Origin of the sequence: Geodermatophilus pulveris (genome assembly GCF_900188375.1) — a bacterium.
In the GTDB taxonomy this organism is placed as follows: domain Bacteria; phylum Actinomycetota; class Actinomycetes; order Mycobacteriales; family Geodermatophilaceae; genus Geodermatophilus; species Geodermatophilus pulveris.
Genome location: NZ_FZOO01000001.1, coordinates 130,958 through 154,239 on the forward strand (window position 1 = coordinate 130,958; position 23,282 = coordinate 154,239).

General features: G+C 73.5%; 20 protein-coding genes and 4 tRNA genes. 18 read left to right on the forward strand and 6 right to left on the reverse strand.

What is annotated here, in order from left to right; genetic code table 11:
• Positions 1-2: 2 nt before the first annotated feature.
• Complete coding sequence (locus tag CHB98_RS00680) at positions 3-1,232, forward strand: PQQ-dependent sugar dehydrogenase (RefSeq protein ID WP_089303700.1); 1,230 nt, start codon at positions 3-5, stop codon at positions 1,230-1,232.
• Here CHB98_RS00680 and CHB98_RS00685 read toward each other — a convergent pair.
• Positions 1,205-1,867: a pyridoxamine 5'-phosphate oxidase family protein gene (locus CHB98_RS00685; protein WP_245820837.1), complete on the reverse strand. Its 663-nt coding sequence runs from the start codon at positions 1,865-1,867 to the stop codon at positions 1,205-1,207. The two genes, CHB98_RS00680 and CHB98_RS00685, sit on opposite strands and share 28 nt — an antisense overlap.
• A 96-nt stretch (positions 1,868-1,963) precedes the next feature.
• On the opposite strand from CHB98_RS00685, the gene CHB98_RS00690 reads away from it, so the two are divergent.
• The gene (locus CHB98_RS00690; RefSeq protein ID WP_089303701.1) at positions 1,964-3,331 is read left to right on the forward strand and encodes an aminotransferase-like domain-containing protein; all 1,368 of its coding nucleotides are present in this window, start codon (positions 1,964-1,966) and stop codon (positions 3,329-3,331) included.
• Between the two features lie 28 nt (positions 3,332-3,359).
• Here the strand turns inward: CHB98_RS00690 and CHB98_RS00695 are convergent, their stop codons facing one another.
• Both CHB98_RS00695 and CHB98_RS00700 read right to left on the reverse strand, forming a co-directional pair.
• Entirely contained in the window at positions 3,360-4,451 is a 1,092-nt protein-coding gene (locus CHB98_RS00695) for a 2-oxoacid:ferredoxin oxidoreductase subunit beta (protein WP_089303702.1), read from the reverse strand.
• Positions 4,448-6,418: a 2-oxoacid:acceptor oxidoreductase subunit alpha gene (locus CHB98_RS00700; RefSeq protein ID WP_089303703.1), complete on the reverse strand. Its 1,971-nt coding sequence runs from the start codon at positions 6,416-6,418 to the stop codon at positions 4,448-4,450. The genes CHB98_RS00695 and CHB98_RS00700 overlap by 4 nt, the downstream gene beginning before the upstream one ends.
• Before the next feature lie 194 nt (positions 6,419-6,612).
• Between CHB98_RS00700 and htpX the strand changes: the two genes are divergently transcribed.
• Complete coding sequence (gene htpX / locus CHB98_RS00705; RefSeq protein ID WP_089303704.1) at positions 6,613-7,491, forward strand: zinc metalloprotease HtpX; 879 nt, start codon at positions 6,613-6,615, stop codon at positions 7,489-7,491.
• Positions 7,492-7,522: 31 nt separating this feature from the next.
• Here the strand turns inward: htpX and CHB98_RS00710 are convergent, their stop codons facing one another.
• Positions 7,523-8,014, reverse strand: a complete 492-nt coding sequence (locus CHB98_RS00710) for a YajQ family cyclic di-GMP-binding protein (RefSeq protein WP_089303705.1) — start codon at positions 8,012-8,014, stop codon at positions 7,523-7,525.
• A gap of 106 nt (positions 8,015-8,120) precedes the next feature.
• Here CHB98_RS00710 and CHB98_RS00715 point away from each other — a divergent pair.
• Positions 8,121-8,202 (forward strand) — tRNA-Tyr (locus tag CHB98_RS00715).
• Positions 8,203-8,271: 69 nt separating this feature from the next.
• Here the strand turns inward: CHB98_RS00715 and CHB98_RS00720 are convergent.
• Positions 8,272-8,703, reverse strand: a complete 432-nt coding sequence (locus CHB98_RS00720) for a pilus assembly protein TadG-related protein (RefSeq protein WP_089303706.1) — start codon at positions 8,701-8,703, stop codon at positions 8,272-8,274.
• Between the two features lie 641 nt (positions 8,704-9,344).
• On the opposite strand from CHB98_RS00720, the gene CHB98_RS00725 reads away from it, so the two are divergent.
• From CHB98_RS00725 to CHB98_RS00750, 6 genes are all read left to right on the forward strand, one after another.
• Positions 9,345-11,885: a putative bifunctional diguanylate cyclase/phosphodiesterase gene (locus CHB98_RS00725; RefSeq protein WP_245820838.1), complete on the forward strand. Its 2,541-nt coding sequence runs from the start codon at positions 9,345-9,347 to the stop codon at positions 11,883-11,885.
• A gap of 68 nt (positions 11,886-11,953) precedes the next feature.
• A tRNA-Thr gene (locus tag CHB98_RS00730) sits at positions 11,954-12,026 on the forward strand.
• A gap of 58 nt (positions 12,027-12,084) precedes the next feature.
• Positions 12,085-12,158, forward strand: a tRNA-Met gene (locus tag CHB98_RS00735).
• A gap of 80 nt (positions 12,159-12,238) precedes the next feature.
• Positions 12,239-12,403, forward strand: a complete 165-nt coding sequence (gene rpmG, locus CHB98_RS00740) for a 50S ribosomal protein L33 (RefSeq protein ID WP_089303708.1) — start codon at positions 12,239-12,241, stop codon at positions 12,401-12,403.
• A 29-nt stretch (positions 12,404-12,432) separates the two neighbouring features.
• On the forward strand, positions 12,433-12,879 hold the full coding sequence (locus CHB98_RS00745; RefSeq protein ID WP_089303709.1) for an FAS1-like dehydratase domain-containing protein: 447 nt from the start codon (positions 12,433-12,435) through the stop codon (positions 12,877-12,879).
• Complete coding sequence (locus CHB98_RS00750; protein WP_089303710.1) at positions 12,876-13,304, forward strand: MaoC/PaaZ C-terminal domain-containing protein; 429 nt, start codon at positions 12,876-12,878, stop codon at positions 13,302-13,304. The genes CHB98_RS00745 and CHB98_RS00750 overlap by 4 nt, the downstream gene beginning before the upstream one ends.
• Positions 13,305-13,343: 39 nt before the next feature.
• On the opposite strand, the gene CHB98_RS00755 is transcribed toward CHB98_RS00750, so the two are convergent.
• Positions 13,344-14,600, reverse strand: coding sequence for a pyridoxal phosphate-dependent aminotransferase (locus CHB98_RS00755; protein WP_179224066.1), 1,257 nt, complete (start codon positions 14,598-14,600; stop codon positions 13,344-13,346).
• A gap of 192 nt (positions 14,601-14,792) precedes the next feature.
• Here CHB98_RS00755 and CHB98_RS00760 point away from each other — a divergent pair.
• The 8 genes from CHB98_RS00760 to rpoB all read left to right on the forward strand — a co-directional run bounded on the left by CHB98_RS00760 (position 14,793) and on the right by rpoB (position 23,266).
• Positions 14,793-14,865, forward strand: a tRNA-Trp gene (locus CHB98_RS00760).
• A gap of 106 nt (positions 14,866-14,971) precedes the next feature.
• A complete protein-coding gene (gene secE, locus CHB98_RS00765) occupies positions 14,972-15,520 on the forward strand; it encodes a preprotein translocase subunit SecE (RefSeq protein WP_089303711.1) in 549 nt (182 codons plus the stop codon).
• A gap of 44 nt (positions 15,521-15,564) precedes the next feature.
• A complete protein-coding gene (nusG, locus tag CHB98_RS22605) occupies positions 15,565-16,485 on the forward strand; it encodes a transcription termination/antitermination protein NusG (protein WP_089303712.1) in 921 nt (306 codons plus the stop codon).
• Between the two features lie 56 nt (positions 16,486-16,541).
• The gene (gene rplK, locus CHB98_RS00775; RefSeq protein WP_089303713.1) at positions 16,542-16,970 is read left to right on the forward strand and encodes a 50S ribosomal protein L11; all 429 of its coding nucleotides are present in this window, start codon (positions 16,542-16,544) and stop codon (positions 16,968-16,970) included.
• Between the two features lie 121 nt (positions 16,971-17,091).
• Positions 17,092-17,811: a 50S ribosomal protein L1 gene (gene rplA / locus CHB98_RS00780; protein ID WP_089303714.1), complete on the forward strand. Its 720-nt coding sequence runs from the start codon at positions 17,092-17,094 to the stop codon at positions 17,809-17,811.
• A 385-nt stretch (positions 17,812-18,196) separates the two neighbouring features.
• Positions 18,197-18,829 (forward strand): 50S ribosomal protein L10, encoded by a 633-nt coding sequence (rplJ, locus tag CHB98_RS00785; RefSeq protein WP_089303715.1) that lies wholly within the window; start codon positions 18,197-18,199, stop codon positions 18,827-18,829.
• 16 nt (positions 18,830-18,845) lie between these two features.
• Positions 18,846-19,238, forward strand: coding sequence for a 50S ribosomal protein L7/L12 (gene rplL, locus CHB98_RS00790; protein WP_089303716.1), 393 nt, complete (start codon positions 18,846-18,848; stop codon positions 19,236-19,238).
• Between the two features lie 518 nt (positions 19,239-19,756).
• Positions 19,757-23,266 carry a DNA-directed RNA polymerase subunit beta gene (gene rpoB, locus CHB98_RS00795; protein ID WP_089303717.1) on the forward strand — a complete coding sequence of 1,170 codons (3,510 nt, stop codon included), beginning with the start codon at positions 19,757-19,759 and terminating at the stop codon, positions 23,264-23,266.
• Positions 23,267-23,282 lie beyond the last annotated feature (16 nt).

The following is a 23,282-nucleotide window of genomic DNA, read 5'->3' on the forward strand; positions in this document are numbered from 1 at the left end:
GGGTGCGGACGCTGACCCCGGCCCTGCTGATCGGGCTCGTCCTGGTGTCCGGCTGTGCGGCGCCGGCCGCGGAGGAGCCCGACGCCGCCGCGCCGACCGCGCCCGCCTCGCCGGCCCCGCCGGTCACCTCGCCACCGACGACGTCCCCGGCCGCCCCCCGGATCCCCGAGCCGGTGCCCGCCCTCGACGTCGCCGTCGTCGCCGACGGCCTGGACCACCCGTGGGACGTGACGCAGGCACCGGACGGCACCCTGCTGTTCGACGAGCGGGGCGGGGGGCTGACCGCGGTGCTGCCCGACGGGACGGTGCGCGCGCTCGACGCCGACGTCGGGGACCTCTTCGCCACCGGGGAGACCGGCCTGATGGGCCTGGTGCTGGACCCGGGCTTCGCCGACAGCCGCCGCCTCTACACCTGCCAGGGCGTCCGGGAGGACGGCGGCGCGGAGGTGCAGGTGACCGCGTGGACCGTCGACCCGGGCTGGACGGCGGCGACCCGGGTCGCCGACCCGCTGGTCGACGACATCCCGGTCAACGAGGACAGCGGACGGCACGGCGGCTGCCGGCTCCGCGTCGACGCGACCGGAGCGCTGCTGGTGAGCACCGGGGACACCGCCGACCCCGACCACCCCCAGGACGTCGGCTCGCTCGCCGGGAAGGTCCTGCGCGTCGACCCGGCCACCGGGGGACCCGCCCCCGGCAACCCGTTCGCGGGCCGGCCGGACGCCGACCCCCGGGTGTGGACCTACGGGCACCGCAACATCCAGGGGCTGACCATCCGCCCCGGCTCGGGGGAGGTCCTCGCCGCCGAGCACGGCCCCGACCGGGACGACGAGGTGACCCTGCTGCGGCCCGGGGGCAACGGCGCCTTCGCACCGGTCGGCCCCGGCTACGGCGAGTACGTGCCGATGACCGACCTCGCGCTCCCCGGCGCCCTGCCGCCCAGCTGGGTCTCGGGGGACTCCCGGCTCGCCCCCTCCGGCGCGACGTTCGCCGAGGGCGGGCAGTGGCAGGCGTACGAGGGGCTGCTGCTCGCCGGACTGCTGCGGGGCCGGGGGGTGCTGGCGCTGCGGCTGGCCGAGGACGGCAGCCAGGTCGAGCAGTTCCGGCTGCCCGAGCTGGACGGCACGTACGGCCGCATCCGCACCGTGCAGCAGGGCCTCGACGGCGCCCTCTACGTCACCACCGACAACGGCGACGGCGACGATCAGCTGCTCCGGGTCACCCCGCGGTAGCGCACGCGGTCGGGGACCGCGGTGCCCGGCGGGAGCTGCGGGCAGGGCTCCGGCTCGCCGGCCTCGGTCCGCAGCGGCAGCACGCCGGCCCACACCCCGCCGGGCAGGTCGCGCTCGTCGTCCGCCGGCGGGCCGGTGCGCACCTTGACGCTGGCCTCGGTGAGGTCCAGGGCGAGCAGCGCCGTGGCGGCCAGCTCCCGGCGGTCGGGCTGCCGGGTGGCCGTCCAGGACCCGGGCGCGAGGTGCTCGGTGAGCGCCTCCAGGCCGAGCAGGAGCTCGCCGGGGTCGGTGACCGGCCGGGCGAGCCCGTGCACGACCGCGCACCGGTAGTTCATCGAGTGGTGGAACGCCGAGCGGGCGTACACGACGCCGTCGACGAGGGTCACCGTGAAGCAGACCGGTCCGCCCGCCGCGGCGGCCCGCAGCGACGCCGCGCCGGTGGAGCCGTGCACGTAGAGGGTGTCGCCGCGCCGCCCGTAGCCGGTGGGCAGCACGACCGGGGCGCCGTCCAGCACGACCCCGAGGTGCCCGACCAGGCCGGCGTCCAGCACGGCGTGCAGCTCGGCGCGGTCGGTGCGGGCCCGCTTCGCGCCACGGCGCACGGTGCTGCGGGGGGTGGGGGAGAGGGGTGTCACGGTGTCCACGGTGCCCACCCTGCCCGCTCCGGTGGCCTGCTCCCAGGGCCACTACGCTGCCGTTGCGGCAGGCCACTCGGGGAGGGGGGTGCGGTCGTGGTGGAGGTGCCCCCGGTGGTGCTGGACCGGGCGTCCGGGACGCCGCTGTCGGTGCAGCTGGCCGACGCGCTGCGGGCGGCTGCGTCCGACGGCACGCTGCGCCCCGGCGACCGGCTGCCCTCCACCCGCGGGCTCGCCACCGCCCTGCGGGTCAGCCGCACCGTCACCGCCGCCGCCTACGACCAGCTGCTGGCCGAGGGGTGGGCCGGCGGGCGCCGCGGCGTGGGCACCTTCGTCGTGGGCACGGCCGCCCCGGCGCCGGTGCGCGCGCCCGGGGAGCGGGCCGCGGCCGGTGCGGCCCTCGGGACGGTCGACCTGCGCGCCGGCTCGCCCTGCCTGGAGGTGCTGGACCGCGCGGCGTGGCGACGCGCCTGGCGGGCCGCCGGCGACCGGCCGCCCGACGACGGCCCGGAGCCGGCCGCGGACCCGGCCTTCCAGCGGGCGGTGACCGAGCACCTGCTGCGCCATCGGGGGTTGCCCGCCGCGCCCGGCGAGGTGCTCGCCACGGCGGGCACCTCCGCGGCCGTCGCCGAGGTGGCCCGGCTGCTGCCCCCGGGCAGCCGGGTGGGCGTCGAGGACCCCGGCTACCAGCGGGTGGTCGGTGCGCTCCGCGACGCCGGTGTCACCGTGGTGCCGGTCCCGGTGGACCGCGACGGCCTGGTCGTCGACGCCGTCCCCGCGGGCCTGGCCGCCGTCTACTGCACGCCGGCGCACCACCACCCGCTGGGCCGGCGGCTGTCCGCGGCCCGGCGGGCGGCGCTGGTCGCGCGGGCCCGCGCCGAGGGCTGGTGGGTCCTGGAGGACGACTACGACGGCGAGCTGCGCTACGACGTCGCGCCGCTGCCGCTGCTCGCCGCCCTGGGCCCGGACGTCACGGTGCACCTGGGCACGACCAGCAAGGTGCTCAGCCCGACGCTCGGGGTGGGCTGGCTGGTGGCGCCGCCGGAGCTGCGCGCGGCGCTGGTCGCCCGGCGGACGGCGACCGGCACCCGGCCGGCGCGGGCCGGCCAGCGGGTGTTCGCCGCGCTCGCCGGCAGCGGTGACCTCGCCCGGCACCTGCGCCGGCTGCGCCGGGAGCTCGCCGGGCGGCGCGCCGAGGTGCTGGCGGCGGTGGCCGCGGGCGGTGCCACGGCCGAGGGCGATCCGGCCGGCGCGCACGTGCTGGTGCCGCTGCCCGACCGGGCGGCCGAGGACGCGGTCGTCGCCGCCGCGGCGGAGCGCGGGGTGGCCCTCGACGGGCTGGCCCGCCACTGGGCGGGTCCCGGGCCGCACCCGGCCGGGCTGGTGCTCGGCTTCGCCGCCCCGCCCCGTGCCGACCTCACCCGGGCGCTGCCGGTGCTGGGCGACGTCCTCGGCCGGACCTGATCGGTCGCCCCGGCAGGGGGACCTCCTCCTAGGCCCCCACGGTCCAGGTGTCGCTGCCGGCCAGCAGCCCGGTCAGGTCGGCGGGGGAGGAGGTGCGGGCCTCCTCGACCTGGTCGGCCATCATCCGGTCGTAGGTCGGCTTCTGCACCGCCCGGAAGACGCCCATCGGCGTGTACCGCAGGTCCTGGCTGGACAGCCGGGACAGCGCGAAGGCGTAGGACGGGTCCTCGCGGGTGGCGTCGTGCACGACGATGTCGTCGGCGTCCACCTGCGCGGTCTCGGCCACCCGCAGGCCGCCGGACTCGTCGCGCACCACGCACGAGGCGCCGTCCGGGCCGAACACCAGCGGCTTGCCGTGGACCAGCGGGATCGACCACTGCACCCCGGTGGTCGGGTCCTTGAGCAGGTCGAAGGCGCCGTCGTTGAAGATGTTGCAGTTCTGGTAGATCTCCACCAGCGCGGTGCCCTGGTGCTCGGCGGCCTGCCGGAGCACGTCGGTGAGGCCCTTGCGGTCGGAGTCCATGGCCCGCCCGACGAAGGTGGCGTCCGCCCCGATGGCCAGCGACACCGGGTTGAACGGGTGGTCCAGCGAGCCCATCGGGGTGGACTTGGTGACCTTGCCGACCTCGCTGGTGGGCGAGTACTGGCCCTTGGTGAGCCCGTAGATCCGGTTGTTGAACAGCAGGATCGTCAGGTTGACGTTGCGGCGCAGCGTGTGGATCAGGTGGTTGCCGCCGATGGACAGCGCGTCGCCGTCCCCGGTGACGACCCACACCGACAGGTCCGGGCGCGAGGCGGCCAGGCCGGTCGCGATCGCCGGCGCGCGGCCGTGGATCGAGTGCACGCCGTAGGTGTTCATGTAGTACGGGAAGCGCGAGGAGCAGCCGATGCCGGACACGATGACCATGTCCTCGCGGGCGATGCCGAGGCTGGGCAGGAAGCTCTGGACCGCGTTGAGGATGACGTAGTCACCGCACCCGGGGCACCAGCGCACCTCCTGGTCGGTCTTGAGGTCCTTCGCCTTGAGCGTGGTCTGCTTCTCGCCCTGGGTCTCCAGGGAGCGGGCGATGGCGTCGGCGATCGGGCCCTCGGCGGGCATGCCGAGCTCGATGGTGGTCATTCCGCGCCTCCGGCGGGGTCGGCGGCGAGCGGGGCGCCGCTGGTGGAGTCGATGACGTCCTGCACGGCCGCGGCGAGCTCGGCGGCCCGGAAGGGCAGCCCGCGCACCTGCGTGTGGCTCTGGACGTCGACGAGGTACTTGGCGCGCAGCAGCATCGACAGCTGCCCGAGGTTCATCTCGGGGCACACCACGCGGTCGTAGCGGCGCAGCACCTCGCCGAGGTCGGCCGGGAACGGGTTGAGGTGGCGCAGGTGGATCTGCGCGACCGACCGGCCGGAGCGGCGGATCCGCCGGCAGGCGGCGCCGATCGGCCCGTAGGTCGAGCCCCAGCCGATGACGGCGACGGACGCCGTCCGGCCGTCCGGGCCCACCGGGTCGTCGACGTCGGTCGGCCCGATGCTCGCCGCGATGCCGTCGACCTTGGCCTGCCGCAGCCGGGTCATCAGGTCGTGGTTGGCCGGGTCGTAGGAGATGTTGCCGGTCTTGTCGGCCTTCTCCAGCCCGCCGATGCGGTGCTGCATGCCGGCCGTGCCCGGGACCGCCCACGGGCGGGCCAGCGTCTCGGGGTCGCGCAGGTAGGGCAGGAACTCCGGGGTCCCGTCGGGGGTGGCCCCGTTGGGCTCGGTGGCGAACTGCACCCGCAGGTCGGGCAGGTCCTCGACGTCCGGGATCTGCCAGGGCTCCGCGCCGTTGGCGAGGTAGCCGTCGGAGAGCAGCACCACCGGGGTGCGGTAGGTCAGCGCGATCCGCGCGGCCTCCAGGGCCGCGTCGAAGCAGTCGGCGGGGGAGCGGGGCGCGATCACCGGCAGGGGGGCCTCGCCGTTGCGGCCGAACATCGCCTGCAGCAGGTCCGACTGCTCGGTCTTGGTGGGCAGCCCGGTCGAGGGGCCGCCGCGCTGCACGTCCACGATCACCAGCGGCAACTCGGTCATGACCGCCAGGCCGATGGTCTCGGACTTCAGCGAGACACCGGGGCCGGACGTCGTCGTGACGCCGAGCGCGCCGCCGAAGGAGGCGCCGAGCGCCGCGCCGATGCCGGCGATCTCGTCCTCGGCCTGGAAGGTGCGCACGCCGAAGGACTTGTGCCGGGACAGCTCGTGCAGGATGTCCGACGCCGGGGTGATCGGGTAGGCGCCGAGGAAGACCGGCAGGCCGGACCGCTGCCCGGCGGCGACCAGCCCCAGTGACAGCGCCTGGTTGCCGGAGATGTTGCGGTACCGGCCCGGCGCCATCAGGGCGGGCTTGATCTCGTAGGAGACCGCGAAGGCCTCGGTCGTCTCGCCGTAGTTGTAGCCGGCGCGGAAGGCGGCGATGTTGGCCGCGGCGATCTCCGGCTTGCGGCGGAACTGCCGCTCGAGGAAACGGACCGTGCCCTCGGTGGGCCGGTGGTACATCCAGCTCAGCAGGCCGAGGGTGAACATGTTCTTGCTGCGCTCGGCCTCCTTCTTGCCGAGGCCGGAGTCGGCGAGCGCGTCGAGGGTCATGCTGGTGAGCGGCACGCTGACCAGCTGCCAGCCGTCCAGCGAGTCGTCCTCGAGCGGGTTGGTGGCGTAGCCGACCTTGGCCAGGTTGCGGGGCGTGAACTCGTCGGCGTCGACGATCAGCAGCCCGCCCCCGGGCAGGTCGGAGAGGTTGGCCTTGAGTGCGGCCGGGTTCATGGCGACCAACACGTCCGGGGCGTCGCCCGGCGTCATGATGTCGTGGTCGGCGAAGTGCAGCTGGAAGGAGCTGACCCCGGGCAGGGTCCCCGTCGGCGCGCGGATCTCGGCGGGGAAGTTCGGCAGCGTGGAGAGGTCGTTGCCGAAGGACGCCGTCTCGCTGGTGAACCGGTTGCCGGTGAGCTGCATGCCGTCGCCGGAGTCACCGGCCAGCCGGATGACGACGCGGTCGAGCTCGACGACGCTCTTGACGAAGGGCGCCGAGCCCCCCGCCGTGTCCGTGCCGACGGACGGATCGGTCGTGGTCATGTCTGCTGCACCTCCACCGGCCGAGGTTACGTGGACGTGGCGTCTCGCGGACCTGTGAGCCGGACGACAGTGGGGACGCCGCGGTCCCCGTACCTGTCGGGCGCAACCGGACCCGGTCCGGGGCCATTCCGTGACCGCGGTCGCACCCGCGGGCGGCGGGGAACGGCCTCCGCGGGCGCCACGTTGGTCGGGACGTGCAGCGCTGGGGCAACGGACTGAAGACCGCGGTGCTCCTGGGCCTCATGGGCGGGCTCATCCTGGCCGTCGGGGCCCTCGTCGGCGGCCGCGGCGGCCTGCTGGTCGCCCTGCTGGTGGCGCTGGCGGTCAACGGGTTCGCGTACGTCAACTCCGACAAGCTGGCCCTGCGGGCGATGCGCGCCTTCCCGGTCACCGAGACGCAGGCGCCGCAGCTGTACGCGATGGTGCGCGAGCTGGCCACCGAGGCGCGGCAGCCGATGCCCCGCCTCTACGTCAGCCCGACCAGCCAGCCCAACGCCTTCGCCACCGGGCGCAACCCGCGCAACGCCGCCGTCTGCGTCACCCAGGGCATCCTGGAGCTGCTCGACCGCCGGGAGCTGCGGGGCGTGCTGGCCCACGAGCTGTCGCACGTCTACAACCGCGACATCCTGATCAGCTGCGTCGCCGGCGCGATGGCGACCGTGGTCACCTACCTCGCGCACATGGCGATGTTCGCGTCGCTGTTCGGCGGCCGCTCGGAGGACGACCGCGGCGGGGGCAACGCCCTCGGCAGCCTGCTGCTGGTCTTCCTCGGCCCGCTGGCCGCCGGCCTGGTGCAGATGGCGGTCAGCCGCAGCCGGGAGTACCAGGCCGACGCCTCCGGCGCAGCGCTGTCCCGGGACCCGCTCGCGCTCGCGTCCGCGCTGCGCAAGATCGCCGCCGGTGCGGCGGCGCGGCCGCTGCCCCAGGACGACCGGCTGGTGACCCAGAGCCACCTGATGATCGCCAACCCGTTCCAAGGCCCGGGCCTGGCCTCGATGTTCGCCACCCACCCGCCGATGCCCGAGCGGGTCGCCCGGCTCGAGCAGATGGCCCGGGAGCCCGGCCAGCGCTGACGCTCGGCCGGGCCCCGCCGCGGGTCCCCGCTCAGCGGTAGTTGTCGAACTGCAGGGCGACGTCGAGGTCCTTGCCCCGCAGCAGCTGCTGCACCGCCTGCAGGTCGTCCCGCTTCTTGCCGCTCACCCGCAGCTGGTCGCCCTGGATCTGCGCCTGGACGCCCTTGGGCCCCTCGTCGCGGATGATCTTGGCGATCCTCTTCGCGGTGTCGGACTCGATGCCCTGCTTGATCCGCGCCGACAGCTTGTGGGTCTTGCCCGACGCCTGCGGCTCGCCGGCGTCCAGGGCCTTGAGCGAGATGCCGCGCTTGACCAGCTTGTCCTTGAAGACGTCGAGGGCGGCCGTGACCCGCTCCTCGGTGTCGGCCTGCAGCGTGACCCCGTCCTCGCCGGCCCAGGCGATCGAGGCGTTGGTGCCCCGGAAGTCGAAGCGCTGCGCGAGCTCCTTGGCGGCCTGGTTGAGGGCGTTGTCGATCTCCTGGCGGTCGACCTTGCTCACCACGTCGAACGACGAGTCGGCCATGTGTCGCTGCTCCTTGTCTCCTGCCGTCGACCGACCCCGGAACGGCCCGGGGCCGCTCCCGGAGCGGGCCTCCGGTGTCTTGTACGCTCTCTCCCGGCACCACCACGGCGGGTTGCCCGAGCGGCCAATGGGAGCGGACTGTAAATCCGTCGGCACAGCCTACGAAGGTTCGAATCCTTCACCCGCCACACCCGGTGCGCAGCGGCCCCGACCTCCCCGAGGTCGGGGCCGCTGCCGTCGGGGGTGCGGGTCCGGTCTCAGGGCACGGTCGGTGCGCGGGCACCGGCGACCGCGGTCCGCTCCAGCGGCCGGCCGCCGAGGAAGAGCCAGCCGAACGCGATCTCGACGTGGCGGGTGCAGCGCACCGTGACGTCGACGCCGTCGGTCTCGGTGCCCCAGGAGTCCAGCGGGGTCCCGCCGTCGGCGAGCTGGTCGGCCACGGCCGCCTGGGTGCTCGCCCGGGTCAGCGGCAGCGTCGTCCCCACGCCGGTGGCGTACACGGTGGCCTCGTCGGTGGCGTTGGCGGCGGCCAGCGCCGCCCCGTCGCACACCGACTGCACCTGCTGCTGCTCGAGGAAGGCGTCGGACGCCGCGATGGCGCCGAAGGCCATCAGCGCGGCGACCAGCCAGCACACCAGGACCAGCGGCAGCGTCGAGCCGCGCTCGGCGGCGTCGCCCGTCCCTCGCACGCGGCGCAGCGTAGGGCCCGGTCGGCGGCCCGGGCGTCCGTCCGTCCGGTGTGGACCCGATCGTGCGACGGCCGGCAGTGGTGTCGATCCGCCGGAGCCGTACCAGGAGCCGGAGCCGCGACCGCCTGGCGGAGCCGTTGGGGCGCGGCTGGATCCCATACGGCACGATCTCCCCTCGTGTCACACCAATGGGTGACCGTGCGCCTACACGGGGTCACCACAGGTGACGGCGCGTCGCCCTCGACGACTTCGTCGTCGCCCAGGCAGGTTGCGCTCTTGCTCCGATCGGGTGACAGGCCGCAGTGTCACAGGCGCAGTCAGTACCGGATGACGCCCAGCCCCCGCGCCTGGACGACTGCCATCAACGGACAGCAGCTCTCATACCAGGAGGCGTCATGACCATGACCTCGAACACCTCTGCCCGCGCCACGCGCTGGGGCCGTTCCACCCGGTGGGGCCGGTCCACCCGCTGGGGCCGGTCCACCCGCTGGGGCTGCTGACCCTCCGAGCAGTGCGGCGGGCGGACGGCGATACGCCGGCTACCCACATCGAGTGCCGTCAGTGCTTCGTCCCAGGAAGGTCGCCGTTGCAGGCTGTTAGCCTCAGCGCGCATTTTCCCTTCCCCGAGAGACCGGACGGCCGTGGCGGATCCCCGCGAGAAGACCGCGCTGCGTCTGTCGTCCCTGAGGCAACCGGGGATGGTGGCGGCGGGAGCTGCCGCGCTGGCCCTGCCCTTCGTCGTCTTCCTCCTGCACGGGACTCCCGGTCGGTTCCAGCTGTTGGCAGTCGCTGCCCTGGTGGCCGCCTTCTTCGTGTCGGAGTCCGTGACCCTGGACATCGAGGCGCGTTCGCACGCCTTCCAGTGCACGGTGAGCGAGGTCGTGCTGGTCGTCGCCCTGGTGGAGATGGGCGGCACGTGGACTGCTCTCGCCTGGGGGACCGCGACCTTCCTGATCAACGTCCGCGACCGCGTCTCGCTCGCGAAGACCGTGGTCAACGTCGCTGTCGGAGTCGTGCAGGTGGGCGTCGCCGTCGCGCTGCTGCGCTGGCTACCTGCCGGGGATCTCGCCGACCCACTGACGTGGGTCGCGTACATGCTCGCCATCATCCCGGCGACCGCCACCGGGACGCTCATCGTGGTCGCAGCCATCACGATCACCCAGGGCTACCCGGGCTTCTCCATGCTGGCCCGGTTGTTCGTCCCGGTGTTGGTGGTGTACCCGGTCTCGGTCGTCGTGGGGCTGGCCGGCGCGCTGCTCGTGGAGCGGACGCCGTGGGCGTGGCTGCTGGTGCTCCCCGTCGTCGCCGTCCTGGGTCTGCTGTACCGCCGCTTCGCACGAGTGACCCGGGACAGTGAGCGCCTGGAGCGCGTCTACGACTTCGCTCGCCGCGTCGAGCAGGTCGGGTCGGACGAGGACGTGGCGCGACGCATGGTCGAGGCCATCCGCGAGCTCCTCAACGCCGAACGCGTCGCGCTGTGGCTGCCGCCGTACCTCGACGAGGAGCCGCGGCTGCTCGTCGCGTCCGACGACGGAGACGCGTGGTACGAGGGACCGAGCGACCCCGACGACCTCTTCCGGCGCCGGGCGACCGAGGGAGCCAGTGACGGGCCGGTGCTCGTCTCCCTCGCCCGGGCCACCGAGGCCGAGGCGGCCGCCCTCGCCCGTCGCGGCGCCCGGGACCTGCTCGTCGCCTCGGTGGCCACCGCGGCCGGTGAGCCTGGCTACCTGGAGATCTGCGACCGCCGCAGCGACGTCGTCTCCTTCGCCGACGGCGACCGAGCCGCACTGGACTCCATGCTCACCCACGTCAACGCCGCCATCCGCCAGCAGCAGCTGTTGACCCAGATCCGCTACGACGCCGACCACGACCGGCTCACCGGCCTGCCCAACCGGCAGCGGCTGGCGGTGGAGGTCGACCAGCTGCTCGCCGCGGACCCGGTCGGCGGCCGGGCGGGGCTGATCCTCGCCTCGCTGGACAACTACACCGAGGTCACCGACACCCTGGGCCACGCCGCCAGCGACGAGCTGCTGCTGGTCACCGCCGGCCTGCTCCGCGAGCACGCCCCGCCGCAGGCCCTGGTCGCGCGGATGGAGGGCGACCAGTTCGCCGTCCTGCTCCCCGGGCTGTCGCTGCCCGCGACCGAGCGGGCCGCCCGCCGGCTGCGGGAGGCCACCTCGACGCGCGCCCGCGTCGCCGGCCTGGACCTCGAGGTCACGCTCACCATCGGCGTCGCCGCCGCCCCGGTGCACGGCGCGGACGCCGGCACGCTCATGCAGCGCGCCGACGTCGCCCTGCTGGCCGGTGTGGGCAAGAGCGGGGTGGCCAGCTACCACCCGGTGCTCGACCAGCAGAGCCTGCGCCGCCTGCAGCTGGGCACCGAGCTGGAGCAGGCCATGGCCGACGGCGACATCGGCGTCGTCTTCCAGCCGATCATCGACGCCCGCAGCTCCGACATCGTCTCCGTCGAGACGCTGGTGCGCTGGGCGCACCCCCGCTACGGCTCGATCGCGCCGGACGAGTTCATCCACCTCGCCGAGCAGATCGGCCGGATCGGGCCGCTCACCGATCACGTGCTCGACCTGGCGCTGGCCCGCTGCCGCCGCTGGCTGGACCAGGACATCGCGCTGTCGGTGGCGGTCAACCTCTCTGCCCGCTGCCTGACCGAGCCGGACCTGGTCGACCGGGTGCAGCGGGCGCTGCGGCGGCACGCCGTCCCCGGTGAGCTGCTCACCCTGGAGCTCACCGAGGGCAGCGTCGTCGACGACTCGGTGCGCAGCAGCACCGTCCTGGCCGACCTGCACGCCCTGGGGCTGCGCCTGTCCATGGACGACTTCGGCACCGGCTACTCCTCGCTGTCCCAGCTGCGCCAGCTCCCGATCGACGAGGTGAAGATCGACAAGTCCTTCGTGCTGGGCATGTCGACCAGCCAGGGCGAGTCGTTCATCGCCCGGTCGATCATCGAGCTGGCGCACAACCTGGGCCTGCGGGTGGTCGCCGAGGGCGTGGAGGACGAGCTGACCCGCAACCTCCTCGCCGAGATGGGCTGCGACAAGCTGCAGGGCTTCCTGGTCAGCCGCCCGCTGGCCGACGAGCGGCTGGAGAGCTGGATCCTGGCCCGCGCGGGCGTCCGCTCCGCCGTCCCCGGCATGCCCCACCGCCGGCTGTTCGTGCGTTCCTGACCCGGCGCGGGACCCCCTGCGACGGGCGCTCCGGGGTGTCGGGTATCGTTCTCCTCGGCGTCAGGCCCGCCCCTTTAGCTCAGTCGGCAGAGCGTCTCCATGGTAAGGAGAAGGTCTACGGTTCGATTCCGTAAAGGGGCTCTGGAACACACCGGCCGCTCGGCCCGGTCACCCGAGATCGGGCCGCACGGTCACGTCCGGCGGTGTAGCTCAGCCAGGCAGAGCAAGCGGCTCATAATCGCTGTGTCACCGGTTCAAATCCGGTCACCGCTACCCCTGACGGACCCCGGCCCCGGGGTCCGTCGCCGTGTCCGGCGCCCGCCGGTCGCGCACCGACAAGGCGAGGAGCCTCCGTGGCAGCCACCGACGTCCGTCCGAAGATCACCCTGGCCTGCCAGGAGTGCAAGAGCCGGAACTACATCACCCGCAAGAACCGGCGCAACGACCCCGACCGGCTGGAGCTGAAGAAGTTCTGCCCCCGGGACCGCAGGCACACCGTGCACCGCGAGACCCGCTGACCCAGCGGTCCGGCGAGGAGGGCGGGAGCATGGCGCTCGATCAGGGACTGATCGGCCGCAGCTACCCGCCCTCCGCCGTCTACGAGGTGGGCCGGCAGAAGATCGCCGAGTTCGCCGACGCGATCGGCGCGACCGACGCCGTGCACCGCGACACGGGGGCGGCCCGCGCCGCCGGCCACCCGGACGTCATCGCCCCGCCCACCTTCGCCATCGCGCTGACGCTGTCGGCGGCCGGCGTCGTCGTGGCCGACCCCGACGTGGCGCTGGACTACAGCCGCGTCGTCCACGGCGAGCAGCGCTTCACCCACCACCGGCCCATCCGCGCCGGGGACCGGCTGGTCGCCACCCCCACCATCGAGGCGGTCCGCACCGTCGGCGGCAACGACCTGCTCACCACCCGGGTCGACGTCGCCACCGAGGACGGCGAGCCGGTCTGCTCGGCGACGTCGATGCTCGTCGCCCGGGGGACGTCGTGAGCGCCGGCGTGCGCGCCGCCGACGTCGCCGTCGGCACCGAGCTGCCCGAGCAGACCTATCCGGTGACCCGCGCGGACCTGGTCCGGTACGCCGGCGCCTCCGGGGACCTCAACCCCATCCACTGGAGCGACCGCGTGGCCACGGCCGTCGGCCTGCCCGGCGTGATCGCGCACGGGATGCTCACCATGGCGCTGGCCGCGCGCGCCGTCACCGCCTGGGCCGGCGACCCGGGCGCGCTGGTCGAGTACCACGTGCGCTTCGGCCGGCCGGTCGTGGTCCCCGACGACGACACCGGGGCCCGGGTGACCGTCCGCGGGCGGGTGGCGGCACTGGGCGAGGACGGCCGGGCACGGGTCGACCTGACCGTCACCAGCGGCGGCGAGAAGGTCCTGTCCCTCGCCCGCGCCACCGTCCAGCTGGCCTGAGCACCGGGCCGGTCCCGGCCCGGTGCCGCCGGCCGGGGATCAGGTCGCCGAGCCGAGCAGGCGCTGCAGCCGGCCGACGCCCTCGACCAGGTCGTCGTCCCCGAGCGCGTAGGACAGCCGCAGGTACCCCGGCGTCCCGAACGCCTCGCCGGGCACGACCGCGACCTCGGCCTCCTCCAGCACGACCTCGGCCAGCTGCACGCTGTCGTGCGCGGTGCGCCCGGCGATCTCCCGGCCCAGCAACCCCTTGACCGACGGGTAGACGTAGAAGGCGCCGCGCGGCTCGGGGCAGGCCACCCCGGGGATCTCGCGCAGCATCGACACGATCGTCCGGCGGCGCCGGTCGAAGGCCTCCCGCATCGTCGCCACGGCCGACAGGTCACCGCTCAGCGCGGCGACGGCGGCCGCCTGGGACACGTTGGCCACGTTGGAGGTGGCGTGCGACTGCAGGTTGGTCGCGGCCCTGACGACGTCGGCCGGGCCGACCACCCAGCCCACCCGCCAGCCGGTCATCGCGTAGGTCTTGGCGACCCCGTTGACGACGACGCAGCGGTCGGCCAGCTCCGGGACGACGACCGGCATCGACGGCGCGGTCGCCCCGTCGTAGGTGAGGTGTTCGTAGATCTCGTCGGAGAGCACCCACAGCCCGGCCTCGTGCGCCCAGCGGCCGATCTCCTCCACCAGCTCCGGGGGGTACACCGCGCCGGTCGGGTTGGACGGCGAGCAGAACAGCAGCACCTTGGTCCGCGGCGTCCGGGCGGCCTCGAGCTGGGCGACCGAGACCAGGTAGCCGCTCTCCTCGTCGGCCACCACGGGCACCGGCACGCCGCCGGCCAGCGCGATCGCCTCCGGGTAGGTCGTCCAGTACGGCGCGGGCAGCAGCACCTCGTCACCCGGGTCGAGCATCGTGGCGAAGGCCTCGTAGACGGCCTGCTTGCCGCCGTTGGTGACCAGCACGTTCGCCGGGGTCACCTGCAGCCCGGAGTCCCGTGCGGTCTTGGCGACGATCGCCTCCTTGAGCGCCGGCAGCCCGCCCGCGGGGGTGTACCGGTGCATCGCCGGCTGCGCGCAGGCGGCGACGGCGGCCTGCACGATGTAGTCCGGGGTGGGGAAGTCCGGCTCGCCGGCGCCGAAGCCGATCACCGGCGTGCCCGCGGCCTTGAGCGCCTTCGCCCTCGCGTCCACCGCCAGCGTGGCCGACTCGGCGATCGCGGCGATGCGGCGGGAGACGCGCCGGTCGGCGTTCGACGGCGCGGGCGAGGGGGCGGCGGGCTCCTGGCGGGAGACGGCGGTCATGTCCCCATCATGTCGGAGGCGCCGCCGCGGGACCGCCCCCGATCCCGGCCGCGGGTTCCGGCCCGGCGGGGTTGGTGGGTGCCCTCCGCGGTCCCGTACACTGACGACCCTGGGGCCACTGACCCCGCCACCGGCGTGCCCCGGAACCCCCAGGGGCCGGTGCGGACCGGAGCGGGCGACGCTGTCCCGCCAAGGGGTGTAGCTCAACTGGCAGAGCAGCGGTCTCCAAAACCGCAGGCTGCAGGTTCAAGTCCTGTCACCCCTGCCCGTGCCGCCGGCGACCGCGCCGGGGGCGCCACCCGCAGGACAGCACGACCACCGACCGTCGGCCGAGGGACAGAGGCCACCACCAGCGAGGCGAGCGAGGCGCAGTGAGCGACGAGAAGCCGGCACGCGAGGGCGACCCCCGCGCCGCCTCCGGCGCCGAGCCGACCGACGAGCAGCTCGACCGCGAGGCGCCGGGCGTGGCCGACGCCGCCGAGCTGGAGGCCGCGGAGGCCGAGCTCGCCGCCGAGGCCGAGTCCGACGAGGACAAGGTCGTGGCCGCCCGGCCCCCCGGCACCCGACGGGGCGGCCGGATCACCGCCGGCGACGACGAGGACGACGACGAGGCGCCCCGCGGTCGCCGTGCCGCCCGCGAGCGCACCCCCGCCCGCCCGGCCGGCCGGTCGCCCGAGGGCGGGGCCACCCGGTCGCGCGCGGCCGCCGAGCGCGACCGCGCGGCGGAGGCCCGGCAGCGGCGCAGCCTGCGCCGCTTCCTGCGCGAGGTCGTCGCCGAGCTGCGCAAGGTCATCTGGCCCGGCCGGCGGGAGCTGATCACCTACACGACCGTCGTCATCGTCTTCGTGGCCTTCATCGTCGCCCTGGTGGCCGGCCTGGACCTCCTCTTCGCCCAGGGCGTGCTCGCCGTCTTCGGCTGAGCCCACCCCGCCCCCACCCACGACGCCGACGAGGAAGAGACACCGTGACCGACCCCCGCGAGCCCTTCGACACCGACAGCGCCGTCGAGGCCACCGACCTCGACGACGCCCGATTCGACGCGCGCGGCACCGTGGACGTCGAGACCGGCGTGCGCGAGGCCGGCGCCGCCGAGGGTTCCGCCGACACCGCCGACCTGACGGCCGACAACCCGATGGCCGACGCCACGGCACCGTCCGACGGGGCCGGCAGCCGGCGCGCCGTCGACGCCGCCCTGGCCGGGGACCCGCTCGCCGCCCCGGCCCCCGACCACGACCCGATCGTCGTCGAGACCCTCGAGCAGGCCGAGGAGGAGGACGAGGACCCGGCCGAGGCCATGCGCAAGGTGCTGCGCGGCCAGTTCGGCGACTGGTACGTCATCCACTCCTACGCCGGCTACGAGAACAAGGTGAAGACCAACCTGGAGTCGCGCATCCAGTCGCTGGACATGGAGGACTACATCTTCCAGATCGAGGTGCCCACCGAGGAGGTCACCGAGATCAAGAACGGCAAGCGCACCCAGGTGAACCGCAAGAAGCTGCCCGGGTACCTGCTCGTCCGCATGGACCTCAACGACGAGTCGTGGGGCGCGGTCCGCAACACCCCGGGCGTCACCGGGTTCGTCGGGGCCACCTCGAAGCCCTCGCCGCTGAGCATCGACGAGGTCGTCAGCCTGCTCGCGCCGGCGGCCACCCCGCAGGCGTCCCGGACGGCGGAGGCGACCAGCACCACCGCCGCGGCCGCTCCCGCCGCCGTCGTCGACTTCGAGGTCGGGGAGTCCGTCACCGTCATGGACGGCCCGTTCGCCACCCTCCCCGCCACGATCAACGAGATCAACGCCGAGCAGCACAAGCTGCAGGTGCTGGTCTCCATCTTCGGCCGGGAGACGCCGGTCGAGCTGTCGTTCAACCAGGTCCAGAAGCTCTAACCGGACCGCAGGCCCCGCACCGGGGCCGGTTCCATCCCGTCACCCAGAAGGAAGTCATGCCCCCCAGGAAGCGGTTGACCGCGGTCATCAAGCTCCAGATCAAGGCCGGCGCGGCCACCCCCGCCCCGCCCGTGGGTCCGGCGCTCGGCCAGCACGGCGTCAACATCATGGAGTTCTGCAAGGCGTACAACGCGGCGACCGAGTCGCAGCGCGGTGACGTCGTCCCCGTCGAGATCTCCGTCTACGAGGACCGCTCGTTCACCTTCGTCACCAAGACCCCGCCGGCGGCGCGCATGCTGCTCAAGGCGGCCGGCGTGGAGAAGGGCTCCGGCGAGCCGCACAAGACCAAGGTCGCCACCGTCACGCGCGACCAGGTCCGGGAGATCGCCCAGACCAAGATGGTCGACCTCAACGCCAACTCCCTCGACGAGGCCGAGAAGATCATCGCCGGCACCGCCCGGTCGATGGGCATCACCGTCAAGTGACGGACCCCGCTGCCGCCCGGCAGCGGGGCCGTTGCAGCACGTCACCACCGTGGGAGGGCCTGCGCCGGGCCCGATCGACCACACGACTCCCGGCCGGAGCGCCGGGGGAGAGGACACCACCATGGCGAAGCACGGCAAGAAGTACCTCGAGGCCGCGGCGAAGGTCGACCGCGAGAACCTCTACTCCCCGCTGCAGGCGGCCACGCTGGCCAAGCAGACCTCGCCGACGGCCTACGACGCCACGGTCGAGGTGGCCATGCGCCTGGGCGTCGACCCGCGCAAGGCCGACCAGATGGTCCGCGGCACGGTGAACCTGCCGCACGGCACCGGCAAGACCGCCCGCGTCATCGTCTTCGCGACCGGCGACAAGGCCGCCGAGGCCGAGGCGGCCGGCGCCGACGTCGTGGGCTCCGAGGACCTGATCGAGCGCATCCAGGGCGGCTTCCTGGACTTCGACGCCGCGATCGCCACCCCGGACCAGATGGCCAAGGTCGGCCGGATCGCCCGCATCCTCGGCCCCCGCGGCCTGATGCCGAACCCGAAGACCGGCACGGTGACCCCCGACGTCACCAAGGCGGTCAACGACATCAAGGGCGGGAAGATCAACTTCCGCGTCGACAAGCAGGCCAACCTGCACCTGGTGATCGGCAAGGCCTCCTTCGACGAGACCCGGCTGGTGGAGAACTACGCCGCCGCCCTGGACGAGATCCTGCGGGCCAAGCCGGCCGCCGCCAAGGGCCGGTACCTGAAGAAGGTCACCATCTCCACCACGATGGGCCCGGGCATCCCGGTGGACCCGAACCGCACCCGCAACCTGACGGTGGACGAGCCGACCGCCTGACAGAGGACCCCCTCGCCCCCACCGCTCGCTGACTCTCGCGGCCGGCCCCTGCGAGGCGGCCGTTGCAGCACGTCACGGGGCCCCGTCGCGCACCGCGCGGCGGGGCCCTCGGGTGTCCCGGGGGCCGTGTGCGGCACGCCGGGCCCCGCGTGTACCCTGGTCGTCGTTCCCCCCACGACCGCTAGGTCGTCGCACGTCCGCGTGCGATCGAAGGTCCCGGATCCCGGGCGGCCCGCGCAGGAGGACGGTTCGACCGACGTGCCGCCGCGTGCGCCCGTCCCTCGCCCCGTGCGCCTGCGCCGGGGCGTTCCTCGTCTCCGGGCCCGTCGACCGCCCGCCGTCGTGTGCCGGCCGGTGGTCCCGCCCCACAGACGAGAGGAGGCCCATGCCCACGCAGGCGAAGGCCGCGGTGATCGACGAGATCACCGAGCGGTTCCAGTCGTCCAGCGCAGCGGTGCTCACCGAGTACCGCGGGCTGACCGTGGCCCAGCTGACCCAGCTGCGCCGTTCCCTCGGTGAGGGCAGCAGCTACGCCGTCGTCAAGAACACCCTGACGAAGCGGGCCGCGGAGCAGGTCGGCCACGCCGACCTCGCCCCGCTGCTCACCGGCCCGACCGCGATCGCCTTCATCGAGGGCGACCCGGTCAACGCGGCCAAGGCCATCCGTGACTTCGCGCGCACCAACCCGCTGCTCGTCGTCAAGGGCGGCGTGGTCGAGGGCCGCACGGTCGGCGCCGCCGAGGTCACCGCCCTCGCCGACGTCGAGCCGCGCGAGGTGCTGCTGGCCAAGCTGGCCGGCGCGATGAAGGGCAACCTGACCAAGGCCGCCGGCCTGTTCCAGGCCCCGCTGTCGCAGGTCGCCCGCCTGGCCGCCGCGCTGCAGGAGAAGCGTGAGTCCACCGAGGGCTCCCCGGATCCCTCCGCCGACACCGCTGCTGCCGACACCCCCGGCGACACCGCTGCTGCCGACACCACCACCACCGCCGACGCCGCCGATGCCGCGGCCGGCACCGACTGACCGAGAAGGAGAGATCATGGCCAAGCTGTCCACCACGGAGCTGCTCGACGCGTTCAAGGAGATGACGCTGCTCGAGCTGTCCGAGTTCGTGAAGCAGTTCGAGGAGACCTTCGAGGTCACCGCGGCTGCCCCGGTCGCCGTCGCGGCCGCCGCCCCGGGCGGTGGCGGCGGTGGCGACACCCCCGTCGTCGAGGAGCAGGACGAGTTCGACGTCATCCTCGAGGCCGCCGGTGAGAAGAAGATCCAGGTCATCAAGGAGGTGCGCGGCCTGACCTCGCTGGGCCTCAAGGAGGCCAAGGACCTGGTCGACGGCGCGCCCAAGCCGGTCCTGGAGAAGGTCGCCAAGGACGCCGCGGAGAAGGCCAAGGCCGCCCTCGAGGGCGCCGGCGCCACCGTCACCGTCAAGTGAAGGACCCCGGCGCGCCCCAGCCCCCGCTCCGTTCGGGCCGGGTCCTCGCGCCGGGGCCGTTCCAGCGCGTCACCTGACGCCGTTCCACCGCGTCCGCAGGGGCCGTCCTCCGACCGGGGGGCGGCCCCTGCGCCGTCCGTGCGCCCGGCCCGGCCGGCGCCGACGCGCGGGTCGTGGTGTCCCCACGGCCGCCGGCGGGCTGGCATCATGGTCGCGCCGTCAGCCGACGGCCCGACCCGGCCCCGGCCGGCCGGTTGCGCCCCTCGGGTGCGGTCCCCTCGTGCGGACCCCCGACGTGGACAGCCGGCCGTTCCGGGGGTAGGGTTCCCTGTTGCGCTGCCCCCTGACTGCCTGCCCGCCGAGACGGGTCGCCTGGGGTGCCCGGGGGACCACTCCCCGGTCGCCCGTCGACCGTCCCGGGCAGGACCGACGCGGACAGCCCGGCCATCACCAACGACGACCCAGGACGAAGAAGCACCGACCGCCCGCACGTCGTGAGGTCCTTGGAAGGACGCATCTTGGCAGGCTCTCGCCCCACCAGCATCTCCGCCAGCACCACTGAGTCAGCTAGTCACGGCACCACCCCCGCGGCCCCCCAGTCCGGTCCCCGCACCGGCGAGGCCGACCAGCAGAAGATCCCCGGCGCGCCGCTGCGCGTCTCGTTCGCCAAGATCTCAGAGCCGCTCGAGGTGCCGGACCTGCTGGCGCTGCAGACCGCCTCGTTCGACTGGCTCATCGGCAGCCCCGCGTGGCGCGCCACCCTCTCCCCGGAGGAGCAGGCCGACGCCGTCGGCGGCCTGGCCGAGATCCTCGAGGAGATCTCCCCGATCGAGGACTTCAGCGGTTCGATGTCGCTGTCCTTCTCCAACCCGCGCTTCGAGGACGTCAAGGCGTCCCTCGAGGAGTGCAAGGACAAGGACATGACCTACGCGGCGCCGCTGTTCGTCACCGCCGAGTTCATGAACAACACCACCGGCGAGATCAAGAGCCAGACGGTGTTCATGGGCGACTTCCCGATCATGACCCGCAAGGGCACGTTCGTGATCAACGGGACCGAGCGCGTCGTCGTGTCCCAGCTCGTCCGCAGCCCCGGCGTCTACTTCGACCGGACCCTGGACAAGACGTCGGACAAGGACGTCTTCAGCGCCAAGGTCATCCCCAGCCGGGGTGCCTGGCTGGAGTTCGACGTCGACAAGCGCGACACCGTCGGCGTCCGCATCGACCGCAAGCGCCGGCAGCCGGTCACCGTGCTGCTCAAGGCGCTGGGCTGGACCGAGGACCGCATCCGCGAGCACTTCCAGTGGTCGCCCACCGTCCTGGCCACCCTGGAGAAGGACCACATCGCCGGGCAGGACGAGGCGCTGCTGGACATCTACCGCAAGCTGCGGCCGGGCGAGCCGCCGACGCGGGAGAGCGCCCAGGCGCTGCTGGAGAACCTGTTCTTCAACGCCAAGCGCTACGACCTGGCCAAGGTCGGCCGGTACAAGGTCAACAAGAAGCTGGGCGTCACCGTGCCGCAGGGCACCTCGACGCTGACCGAGGACGACATCGTCGCCACCATCGAGTACGTGGTGCGCCTGCACGCGGGCGAGCCCGACCACGGGACCGACGACATCGACCACTTCGGCAACCGCCGGCTGCGCACCGTGGGCGAGCTGATCCAGAACCAGATCCGGGTGGGCCTGTCCCGCATGGAGCGCGTCGTCCGCGAGCGGATGACCACCCAGGACGTCGAGGCCATCACGCCGCAGACGCTGATCAACATCCGGCCGGTCGTCGCCTCCATCAAGGAGTTCTTCGGCACCAGCCAGCTGTCCCAGTTCATGGACCAGACCAACCCGCTCGCGGGCCTGACCCACAAGCGCCGCCTGTCGGCGCTGGGCCCGGGTGGTCTGTCCCGCGAGCGGGCCGGCATGGAGGTCCGCGACGTGCACCCCAGCCACTACGGCCGGATGTGCCCGATCGAGACGCCGGAGGGGCCGAACATCGGTCTGATCGGTTCGCTGTCGGCCTACGGGCGGGTCAACGCCTTCGGGTTCATCGAGACCCCGTACCGCCGGGTCAACAACGGCGTGGTCAGCGAGACGATCGACTACCTGACCGCCGACGAGGAGGACCGCTTCGTCGTCGCCCAGGCCAACTCGCCGCTGGACGCGCAGGGCCGGTTCGCCGAGGACCGCGTGCTGGTGCGCACCAAGGGCGGTGAGGTCGACTACCTCGTCCCGGAGAACGTCGACTACATGGACGTCTCCCCGCGGCAGATGACCTCGGTGGCGACGGCGATGATCCCGTTCCTCGAGCACGACGACGCCAACCGCGCGCTCATGGGCGCCAACATGCAGCGCCAGGCCGTCCCGCTGCTGCGCAGCGAGGCGCCGCTGGTCGGCACCGGCATGGAGCTGCGGGCCGCCGTCGACGCCGGCGACGTCGTCGTGGCGGAGAAGGCTGGCGTGGTCGAGGACTCCACCGCCGACTACGTCACCGTCATGGCCGACGACGGCACCCGGCAGACCTACCGGCTGCTGAAGTTCCGCCGCTCCAACCAGGGCACCTCGATCAACCAGACCCCCGTCGTCGACGAGGGCCAGCGGGTCGAGGTCGGCCAGGTCATCGCCGACGGGCCGTGCACCGACCGCGGCGAGATGGCGCTGGGCAAGAACCTGCTCGTCGCCTTCATGCCGTGGGAGGGCCACAACTACGAGGACGCGATCATCCTGTCGCAGCGCCTCGTGCAGGACGACGTCCTGTCCTCGATCCACATCGAGGAGTTCGAGGTCGACGCCCGCGACACCAAGCTCGGCGCCGAGGAGATCACCCGGGACATCCCGAACGTCTCCGAAGAGGTCCTCGCCGACCTCGACGAGCGCGGCATCATCCGCATCGGCGCCGAGGTCGTCCCCGGCGACATCCTCGTCGGCAAGGTCACGCCCAAGGGCGAGACCGAGCTGACCCCCGAGGAGCGGCTGCTGCGGGCGATCTTCGGCGAGAAGGCCCGCGAGGTCCGCGACACCAGCCTCAAGGTCAAGCACGGCGAGTCCGGCAAGGTCATCGGCGTCCGCGTGTTCTCGCGCGAGGACGGCGACGAGCTGCCCGCCGGCGTCAACGAGCTGATCCGGGTCTACGTCGCCCAGATGCGCAAGATCTCCGACGGCGACAAGCTCGCCGGTCGGCACGGCAACAAGGGCGTCATCGCGAAGATCCTGCCGCAGGAGGACATGCCGTTCCTCGAGGACGGCACGCCGGTCGACATCGTGCTCAACCCGCTGGGCGTGCCCGGCCGGATGAACGTCGGCCAGGTCCTGGAGACCCACCTCGGGTGGGTGGCCAAGACCGGCTGGCAGGTCGAGGGCACCCCGGAGTGGGCGGCCAACCTGCCCGACGCCGCGCGCGCGGCCGGGCCGGGCACCCGGACGGCGACGCCGGTGTTCGACGGGGCCCGCGAGGAGGAGATCATCGGCCTGCTGGGCTCGACGGTCCCCAACCGCGACGGCAACCGGATGGTGCAGCCCACCGGCAAGGCGCGGCTGTTCGACGGCCGTTCCGGGGAGCCCTTCCCCGAGGCGATCTCGGTCGGCTACGTCTACATCCTGAAGCTGCTGCACCTGGTCGACGACAAGATCCACGCCCGCTCGACCGGCCCCTACTCGATGATCACGCAGCAGCCGCTGGGTGGTAAGGCGCAGTTCGGTGGCCAGCGCTTCGGTGAGATGGAGTGCTGGGCGATGCAGGCCTACGGCGCGGCCTACGCGCTGCAGGAGCTGCTCACCATCAAGTCCGACGACATCCTCGGCCGCGTCAAGGTCTACGAGGCCATCGTCAAGGGCGAGAACATCCCCGAGCCGGGCATCCCGGAGTCGTTCAAGGTGTTGCTGAAGGAGCTGCAGTCGCTCTGCCTGAACGTGGAGGTCCTCTCCGGCGACGGCCAGGCGATCGAGCTGCGCGACACCGACGACGAGGTCTTCCGGGCCGCGGAGGAGTTGGGCATCGACCTGTCCCGCCGCGAGCCCTCGAGCGTCGAGGACGTCTAAGCCGACCCGTCGGCCG

What these genes read in the sequence shown, in the direction of transcription:
- CHB98_RS00695 (WP_089303702.1), bottom strand. Translation starts at nt 4,451, where the DNA reads ATGACCACCATCGAGCTCGGCATGCCCGCCGAGGGCCCGATCGCCGAC.
- rplL (WP_089303716.1), top strand. Translation starts at nt 18,846, where the DNA reads ATGGCCAAGCTGTCCACCACGGAGCTGCTCGACGCGTTCAAGGAGATG.
- rplA (WP_089303714.1), top strand. Translation starts at nt 17,092, where the DNA reads ATGGCGAAGCACGGCAAGAAGTACCTCGAGGCCGCGGCGAAGGTCGAC.
- CHB98_RS00745 (WP_089303709.1), top strand. Translation starts at nt 12,433, where the DNA reads ATGGCGCTCGATCAGGGACTGATCGGCCGCAGCTACCCGCCCTCCGCC.
- rplK (WP_089303713.1), top strand. Translation starts at nt 16,542, where the DNA reads ATGCCCCCCAGGAAGCGGTTGACCGCGGTCATCAAGCTCCAGATCAAG.
- CHB98_RS00755 (WP_179224066.1), bottom strand. Translation starts at nt 14,600, where the DNA reads ATGACCGCCGTCTCCCGCCAGGAGCCCGCCGCCCCCTCGCCCGCGCCG.
- CHB98_RS00700 (WP_089303703.1), bottom strand. Translation starts at nt 6,418, where the DNA reads ATGACCACGACCGATCCGTCCGTCGGCACGGACACGGCGGGGGGCTCG.
- rplJ (WP_089303715.1), top strand. Translation starts at nt 18,197, where the DNA reads ATGCCCACGCAGGCGAAGGCCGCGGTGATCGACGAGATCACCGAGCGG.
- CHB98_RS00710 (WP_089303705.1), bottom strand. Translation starts at nt 8,014, where the DNA reads ATGGCCGACTCGTCGTTCGACGTGGTGAGCAAGGTCGACCGCCAGGAG.